The sequence below is a fragment of the Chitinophaga sp. genome (assembly GCF_035564935.1).
Taxonomy (GTDB): domain Bacteria; phylum Bacteroidota; class Bacteroidia; order Chitinophagales; family Chitinophagaceae; genus Chitinophaga.
Window position 1 is genome coordinate 1 of the sequence record NZ_DATMTE010000923.1, and the last position, 7,420, is coordinate 7,420.

At 46.3% G+C, this 7,420-nt stretch carries 9 protein-coding genes; 4 read left to right on the plus strand and 5 right to left on the minus strand.

Annotated elements, in window-relative coordinates; translation table 11 throughout:
• On the plus strand, nt 1-1,210 hold a 1,210-nt coding region (locus VN105_RS24130; RefSeq protein WP_325645051.1), incomplete at its 5' end, for an alkaline phosphatase family protein.
• Nucleotides 1,211-1,338: 128 nt separating this feature from the next.
• On the opposite strand, the gene VN105_RS24135 is transcribed toward VN105_RS24130, so the two are convergent.
• From VN105_RS24135 to VN105_RS24155, 5 genes are all read right to left on the minus strand, one after another.
• The gene (locus VN105_RS24135) at nt 1,339-2,919 is read right to left on the minus strand and encodes an FAD-dependent monooxygenase (RefSeq protein ID WP_325645053.1); all 1,581 of its coding nucleotides are present in this window, start codon (nt 2,917-2,919) and stop codon (nt 1,339-1,341) included.
• A 40-nt stretch (nt 2,920-2,959) separates the two neighbouring features.
• The gene (locus tag VN105_RS24140; protein ID WP_325645055.1) at nt 2,960-3,793 is read right to left on the minus strand and encodes a helix-turn-helix domain-containing protein; all 834 of its coding nucleotides are present in this window, start codon (nt 3,791-3,793) and stop codon (nt 2,960-2,962) included.
• A gap of 478 nt (nt 3,794-4,271) precedes the next feature.
• Complete coding sequence (locus VN105_RS24145) at nt 4,272-4,682, minus strand: VOC family protein (RefSeq protein WP_325645057.1); 411 nt, start codon at nt 4,680-4,682, stop codon at nt 4,272-4,274.
• 124 nt (nt 4,683-4,806) lie between these two features.
• Nucleotides 4,807-5,139 (minus strand): hypothetical protein, encoded by a 333-nt coding sequence (locus tag VN105_RS24150; protein WP_325645058.1) that lies wholly within the window; start codon nt 5,137-5,139, stop codon nt 4,807-4,809.
• Nucleotides 5,136-5,723, minus strand: coding sequence for an RNA polymerase sigma factor (locus VN105_RS24155; RefSeq protein WP_325645059.1), 588 nt, complete (start codon nt 5,721-5,723; stop codon nt 5,136-5,138). Before VN105_RS24155 ends, VN105_RS24150 begins: the two co-directional genes overlap by 4 nt.
• A gap of 106 nt (nt 5,724-5,829) precedes the next feature.
• Here VN105_RS24155 and VN105_RS24160 point away from each other — a divergent pair, with 106 nt between their 5' ends.
• The 3 genes from VN105_RS24160 to VN105_RS24170 all read left to right on the plus strand — a co-directional run.
• Complete coding sequence (locus VN105_RS24160) at nt 5,830-6,171, plus strand: DUF6249 domain-containing protein (protein ID WP_325645061.1); 342 nt, start codon at nt 5,830-5,832, stop codon at nt 6,169-6,171.
• A gap of 80 nt (nt 6,172-6,251) precedes the next feature.
• On the plus strand, nt 6,252-6,386 hold the full coding sequence (locus tag VN105_RS24165) for a hypothetical protein (RefSeq protein WP_325645063.1): 135 nt from the start codon (nt 6,252-6,254) through the stop codon (nt 6,384-6,386).
• Between the two features lie 64 nt (nt 6,387-6,450).
• Nucleotides 6,451-7,420, plus strand: a 970-nt coding sequence (locus VN105_RS24170; protein ID WP_325645065.1) for a serine hydrolase domain-containing protein, incomplete at its 3' end; no start/stop codon positions are given.

Below are 7,420 nucleotides of genomic sequence, written 5' to 3' on the forward strand. Positions count from 1 at the left end.
TTTTCAGACAGGTATATATGCACAGCATATCAAAAAGACGGTTTTTGTAATAGCAGATGGAATCCCTGCTGATGTGATGGAGCGTTTAAATCTCCCCCATTTTAAAAAGATCATAGACAAGGGTAGTTATACCCGCATGCACGTTGGGGGCGATAAGGATACCTATAATGAAACGCCGACCATCTCGGCGGTTGGGTACAATAGCCTGCTCACAGGTACCTGGGTAAATAAACATAATGTGCCGGATAACGATATTAAAGCGCCTAACTATAACTATCAGAATGTATTCCGCTTATTCAAAGCACAGTATCCCAATAAAAAAACAGCCATTTTTTCAAGTTGGCAGGATAACCGCACAAAATTGCTGGGACACGAACTGCCCGCAGCCGGTAACCTGAAAGTTGACTGGTATTACGACGGCTACGAGCTGGACACCGCTAACTACAGGCACGACCGTGAGCGCCAGTACATGCATAAGATCGATGAGAAAGTAATAACGGAAGCTGCGGCAACAATCAGTAAGAATGCGCCCGACCTGTCGTGGGTTTATCTTGAATACACTGATGATATGGGACATATGCATGGTGATAGCCCCGAACTTGAAAGAGCGGTTAAAATGCTGGACGATCAGATAGGCCGGCTGAATGCGGCCATTGAATACCGGGAAAGTAAATTTAAGGAAGACTGGTTGCTGGTTATCACCACTGATCATGGAAGGGACGAAAAAACCGGAAAGGGACACGGCGGGCAGTCACCAAGACAGCGCACCACATGGATGGTAACCAATTACAAACCGTTGAATACCTATTCAAAACGCTACAACCCGGCCATTGTTGACATCATGCCGATGATCAGCCGGTTCATGGATATAAAGATCCCTCTGGACGTTCAGCGGGAGCTGGACGGAACGCCTTTGATCGGTAACGTATCCATTGCACAGGCTGCCGTTAACTACGTGCAGGGCCACCTTGATATCACCTGGAAAGCACTGGAGTCAACTGGTAAAGTAAAAGTATGGCTGGCTACTACCAATGATTTTAAAACTGGAACAGCAGATAAATATCAACTGGTGGGAGAAGTTCCGGTAGCAGATCAGCATGCATGGATCGATATTAAAGCATATCCTTCCGCTTTTTACAAAGTTGTATTGGAGGCGCCAGACAATATGCTTAATCAATGGCTGATGCCGGAGGATAAACCAAGGCATTAAAACGTTATTATACAGCGCGAGCTGCTTTACCAGGGGCTGATCAACATTGATCAGCCCCTGGTTTATTTATGATGGAGGTTGGTTATCGTTCAGGCAGTTTTCACAGCCGTTATTGGGAGCCCCGTTTTTTATTTGGAATAGCTACCGGCTTTTTCAACGTCCGCATTACAGGTAAACCATCGGGCAGCAGCCTTTTGGAGTTCGCCATAATTTATGTCGTTGTCCGAAGCCCAGGCAATAATGCCATCCGGACGTATTAATGCAGCACTTACTCCTAACTGGTTTTTTGCGGTGTTTGAAACATACCTGATTTGGTTGCCATATTCACCGGCTAAGGCTTTAAGTGAATCGTTCCCGTTAAAGTCAAGCAGTATCCCTTTGCCATCGTGCATTAAATCGCCGATGGTGGCGCCGTCGCGGAACTCAAAATTGGGAACGCTATGGCCTTCCAGGGGATGGGTGCCACCGGTGTTGTAGTGGGTAAAAATGCCCCATACCCTTGCTGCAAAATAAGTGGCGCCATCGCGTGTATTCATAAGGTCGCGGAAAATGGCATACAATGCCTGTGCAGATGGATCCGGTTTCATGATGGAAACCTGGGCGCGGGACCAATCCAGCACCTGTGCGCCAATTGGATGCCGTTCGGTAAAGTAGCTGTCCAGCAGTTCTTCAGGAGCTTTTCCCCGGATGGTTGCAGCGAGTTTCCATCCCAGGTTCATGGCATCGCCCAGTCCAAGATTAAGCCCCTGGCCACCCAACGGCGAATGAATGTGTGCGGCGTCGCCAGCCAGCAGTACACGTCCGTTGCGATAGCTGGTAGCTTGCCTTGCACGGTCGGTCCAGGTGGTTGCAACATGCAGGGCGCTGAGAGTAACATCGGTGCCCGATATCCGGCGTAATACCTCCTGCACATGTTCGAGTGTGATGGGTTTGTCTGAACTGTGAAACGCCCCGCCATCGAAGTCCTGTATCGCCAGGTAACCTGGCTGGGATTGGAGGTACATACCTTTAGGCGTAACATTCCTGCCCGGCTTAAGTTTCTCAGGATCTGCAATGTCAACCTGGACAGAATAACCGGTAAATTCCGGCTCTGTACCGGCAAATTCAAACCCGCCCGTTTTGCGGATAATACTGCGGGCGCCGTCGCAACCCACCAGCCATTTACCTTTAAAAGACCGGTCGCCCGACTGAACAATCACCTCTCCGGCGGTTTGATGAAAGCCGGTAACGGCAAGCCCACGCTTAATTTCAACGCCCAGGGTTGCTGCGCGGCGGGCCAGTATGGATTCAAGTTCTCCCATTTCAGAAATCAAACTCGCGTCTGTAGAACTGGGCAGGCGATATGTCCATTGCGCGGTATCAATATTACCCTCAAGGAATGGAATGCCGGCGAAGTGCCCGGCCTGGCGGCGTGGTCCCTGCACAGCGTTCTGGTGAGGACTTTTAAGACGCTTATGTACCTCAAGCTCGTTTAGTAATCCACGACGGTAAAGCGCTTCAATAGTTGGAGCGGAGAGGCCCCGTATCCCGAAGGGAAATTGTTTTAATGGCGATTGGGGATCTTCCGTTTTTTCCAGCACCAGTACAGCACATTTGGCCAGGGCCAGTTCGCAGGCAAGGAACAAACCTACCGGACCTGCGCCGGAAATAATTACATCGTAAATAGTATGATTTTGTGCGGAGTGCCTTCTTCCAGGTGTTACATTCATATTTGATGATTGAAACACAAAATTCCGGAATCCCTCCGCATCAGGCTTGTATAAACGCGACAAAATCGTTGGTTACAGCCTGTTTCCCTTTTTTTGCTTTTCGCGCGAATGCTGCCGGCGTAGTACCACTGTAGCGTTTGAACTCCCTGCTTAAGTGAGCTTGATCCGTATAGCCCAACTCATGAGCTAAGCCAGCCAGGTTGGAATCCGGTGAATGCCATAATTTATTTCGTACCTGCTCAAAGCGCATCAAGCCGGACACGTCTTTAACGGTGTAGCCGGAAGATTGCTTGAACTTTCTTTCCAGTGTACGAACCGTTGCATGAGCTGCTGCGGCTACCTGGCTTACCGGGATGGTACCATTTGCTTTTCTCATGGCCACTCCCGCCTTGAATAGCATACTGTCGGCAGCAATCTGCGACCGTGCATCCAGGAAATACTGTTTTACCAGTGCAAGCGCTTCGTTTATTTTACCAACTCCTATACACTTCGCCAGCGGCAACTGAAGCCGGGCAATAGGATGCTCAAATATGTGTACCGCGTTTTTGCCGGACGGTAGCCCGAGTAAATCAAACACCGTCCAGGGAAAACACCTGACAGCAATAATTTCCAGGCGTTTTTCCGTGTGGAAAACAACCGGTTGATCGAGTAGCCCCATCATAAATGGAGATGGCAATGGTTGCAAATCTCCGTTAACAGAAATGCTGCTGAGACTTCCGAAGAAAAAAATAATCTCAGCGTGGCCATCAGGTATCACTTCAAAAGCTGGTTGCGATGATCCAACTTCTCTCCGGTTATACCAAAAGCACTTTATGGTATCCTGTAACTCTTCAGGAGGATCAAATTCCTGGTGCAGCATTTCAAAAGGCAACATATGGAAGTATATTGGATATGGGTATGAAAGAAACAAAGATTTTTTGCCCTGATAAAATTACAAAAAATAAAGGGGGATGCGGCAGGGTTATCAAACTGTTATGCTTGTAAGCCGCTTTAAATCTGTTAGAACAAGTTCGAAACTATGCTTTCATTGGTTGCATTTTTTCCACCTGGCTTTAAATCTGTTAGGACAAGTTCGAAACTATGTTTCCGTTGGTCGCACCTTCTCCACCTGGCTTTAAATCTGTTAGAACAAGTTCAAAACTATGCTTTCATTGGTTGCATCTTTTCCACCTGGCTTTAAACCTGTTAAGCGTAAGTTCGAAGCCGGCAGCCGGTTAAATACAAAACCCTCTATTATATAACGCAGCCAAAAAGTGCCCGTTCTTTTTGACGCATTACACAACAGAAGGTTTTATAACCCGTAGTTTTTCAGTGACTAACACCTAAATCATCTTTAGCAAAGATGGTTTTCTTTATATTTTCGCTCCGGTTCTTTCTTTAGCTTCCTGTGTCAGGGGAGTAAAGAAGTTGACCAGGTTACCATCTGTATCCCTGAATAGTAGTGAACGATTGCCCCAGGGCATAGTTGTGGGTTGTTGCACCACTTCCTCACCAAGTATACCGCTGAGCTGCTGATATTTGCTGTCAACGTCATCAACCTGAAATTCAATGATAACAGACCTGTTGCTGGCGGCACCGGCAATTTCGTCGCCCCCGAACAAGGACAGGGTGCGTGTACTGCCTATTGCGAGCGTACCAAGAGGTGTTCGTAGTTCCGCAAAATCATCAGTATACCATTTGAATGGTGTTCCGGTAACCTTCTCGTAAAAAGAAACCAGCTGTTTGATATTAGCTGTAATAATCCGGATGGAAGAAAAAATCATATTTGATCACATTTGGTTTAGAATAACACAAAGCTATTCTGCCCAAGTGACAACCCTATGTCAGCAGTAAAACCGGAATTTTTATACTTTATGAATTTACCCTGATGCCTGTTATGCCTTCCGGTCAGAGGCGTCCTGCTCCGGTTGGTAGAATTTTCCTGATCAGGACAATTACTCCCCATGTACCTGCAATAAACGCAACAATGGAGAAGAATAACACCGGCTGTTCCCTCAGGGTATTCAAACGGTAAAGGAACAAAAAGTGCAGCAGAACAAGCAGGCCCAGGATAAATTTACCCAGCCATGTTTCAACTTTAAAACCCTTGGCCGCCTTGTTCTTTTGTTGCTGAACAACAGCCCGTACCAGTTGGCCGGAGAAAAAATCCGTCGGCTTTTCCATCCCTTCTTCTTTCAGGATCTCCCTGAGTTTATCTTCCAGTGCTTTATTATGTTTCATAGTAAATTCCTTGTTTCCTGGTGTAACAATAGTGCTAATTCCGTTTCCAGTTGCTTACGCCCCCTCAGCAGGCGCATTTTGATGGCAGATTTACCGGCGCCGAGTATTTCACATATTTCGGTAATATTCTTTTCTTCAATATAGTGAAGAGTAAGCACCAGCCGGTCTTCTACCGATAACCTGCCCAGTGCCAGGGCCACATATTTTTTTCTTTCTGTATCTTTCAGTAAATCCCATCCCTGATTTTCCGTGGTTGCATCCTCTGCCGCCACCGGCGATTGATCTATACTAATGACAGGCACTCTCCTGCTTTTACGCTTCGTTAAAGCAGTGTTGTAAACGATACGGTATAACCAGGTAGAGAATTTTGATGCCTGCCTGAATTTATCCAGCGAGGCAAATGCTTTCAGGAAAGCGTCCTGTACCACTTCTTCGGCATCCTCGTTATTTGCAACAACGGACATGGCAATTGTATAGGAAAAGTCCTTATAAGTATTAACCAGTTGGGCAATACTATTCAGATCGCCATGTATGGCTTTATTCCATAAATCTTTTTCCTGTTTATTTTCTCTTTGGGCTGCCATGTAATGATTTAGACTACATGCGGATGAAAGTGGTCACATTCCGGTGACCACTTTCACCTTTTGGGAGTCTTATTATAGGAACTCAAAAATATCTAAAAATATAGTCATGGAAATAACGTCCGCCTCCTTGTTCATTGCTATATCCCTTGTTGTTTTTGGAATAAGTTATTACTATTTCACAACCAGGTATAAAGAACGAATGACCATTATTGAAAGAGGGCTGCCTCCCGATTATTTTAAAGAAAGCACAAATTACCTGTTATTCATTTTACTGCTGGGTATCGTGAGTATTGGTATCGCACTGGGAGTAGTAACAGGCAGCTTTTTAAGATCACTTGAAATCGGGGGAATAAAAGATTTTGTACTGCCCGCTGCGGTACTCTTCTTTTTAGGACTTAGTTTACTGATCTCCTATTTTGTGCTCAGGCGGATGGTGAGGAAAAAGTAGACCTCCATAAAGCCGCCACGGCAAACCTGCAGCCCAGGAATGCTCTTGCATCGGAAATAGAAGGAAATAGAAATAGGTCCATGCGCTGTGCTGGTGATAGTATCCACCCTTTCCAGGCCGGCAAAACTCCTGCCTGCCTGGAGAAAGGACGCGGCGCCACCACTATTCCCGCCGCTATAAGTTTTCTCTTCCCCCTTAATGCAGCCACAAGTTAAAACTAACGGGTACAACCCGTTATGGAGGCTTTGTGCCTGTTGTTACCGGATAAATTTAAACGCTATGAAAAAAATATTTATAATCACCTTGCTTTCCATACTAACCAGCCATTGCTTCGGACAAAGCCCGGAAAAAGAATTAGATGCGGTATTAACCCGCGCATTTCCTTCCCAGGGGCCGGGAGCGGCCGTGCTGGTGGCGAAGGCAAATAAGATCATTTACAAAAAGGCATTTGGTAAGGCCAACCTTGAATTAAATGTGGCTTTAAAACCCGGTCATATATTCCGGATAGGTTCTATCACCAAGCAATTTACAGCCTGCGCTATCCTCAAACTGGCGGAAGAAGGAAAATTATCCCTCCAAAGTGAAGTGACTGAATTTATCAGGGATTATCCCGCACGGGGCATTACTATTGAGCATTTACTTACGCATACCTCGGGAATAAATACAGGCGCAGGGGCATGGACGCCGGAAACAAGGAAAAAGGACTTTACACCACAGGCGTTGATAGATTCTTTCAAGCTCCGGCCGGTGGACTTTTTACCCGGCGCCAGTTTCCGTTACAATAATAACGGGTATGTACTATTGGGCTATATTATTGAATTGGTTTCCGGTATGTCCTATGAAAAATATATCACTGAACACTTTTTTAAGCCTTTGGGAATGAAAAATTCCGGCTACGACAATACCGCTTTAGTGATTCCCGGCCGTGCCAGCGGATATCAGCGGGACAATGAACTATACAGGAATGCCAATTACCTGAGTATGACGCAACCCTATTCAGCCGGGTCCCTTCTTTCAACTGTTGAAGATCTATATACCTGGAACAGGGCATTAACAGCAGGGAAAGTTATTCACGAAGAAAGTCTCCGTAAAGCCCAAACCCCGTACAGGCTGAATAACGGCGATCTTACCGGTTACGGATACGGCTGGTGGCTGGGAAACATACAGGGAAGCCCGTGCATAAAACACGACGGACTGATTAACGGCTTCTCCACCTTTGCTCTATATCTCCCACAGGAAAAGATTTTTG

Coding starts and splice junctions, on each gene's coding strand:
- VN105_RS24140 (WP_325645055.1), bottom strand. CDS start 3,793: ATGTTGCCTTTTGAAATGCTGCACCAGGAATTTGATCCTCCTGAAGAG.
- VN105_RS24160 (WP_325645061.1), top strand. CDS start 5,830: ATGGAAATAACGTCCGCCTCCTTGTTCATTGCTATATCCCTTGTTGTT.
- VN105_RS24150 (WP_325645058.1), bottom strand. CDS start 5,139: ATGAAACATAATAAAGCACTGGAAGATAAACTCAGGGAGATCCTGAAA.
- VN105_RS24165 (WP_325645063.1), top strand. CDS start 6,252: ATGCGCTGTGCTGGTGATAGTATCCACCCTTTCCAGGCCGGCAAAACT.
- VN105_RS24135 (WP_325645053.1), bottom strand. CDS start 2,919: ATGAATGTAACACCTGGAAGAAGGCACTCCGCACAAAATCATACTATT.
- VN105_RS24145 (WP_325645057.1), bottom strand. CDS start 4,682: ATGATTTTTTCTTCCATCCGGATTATTACAGCTAATATCAAACAGCTG.
- VN105_RS24155 (WP_325645059.1), bottom strand. CDS start 5,723: ATGGCAGCCCAAAGAGAAAATAAACAGGAAAAAGATTTATGGAATAAA.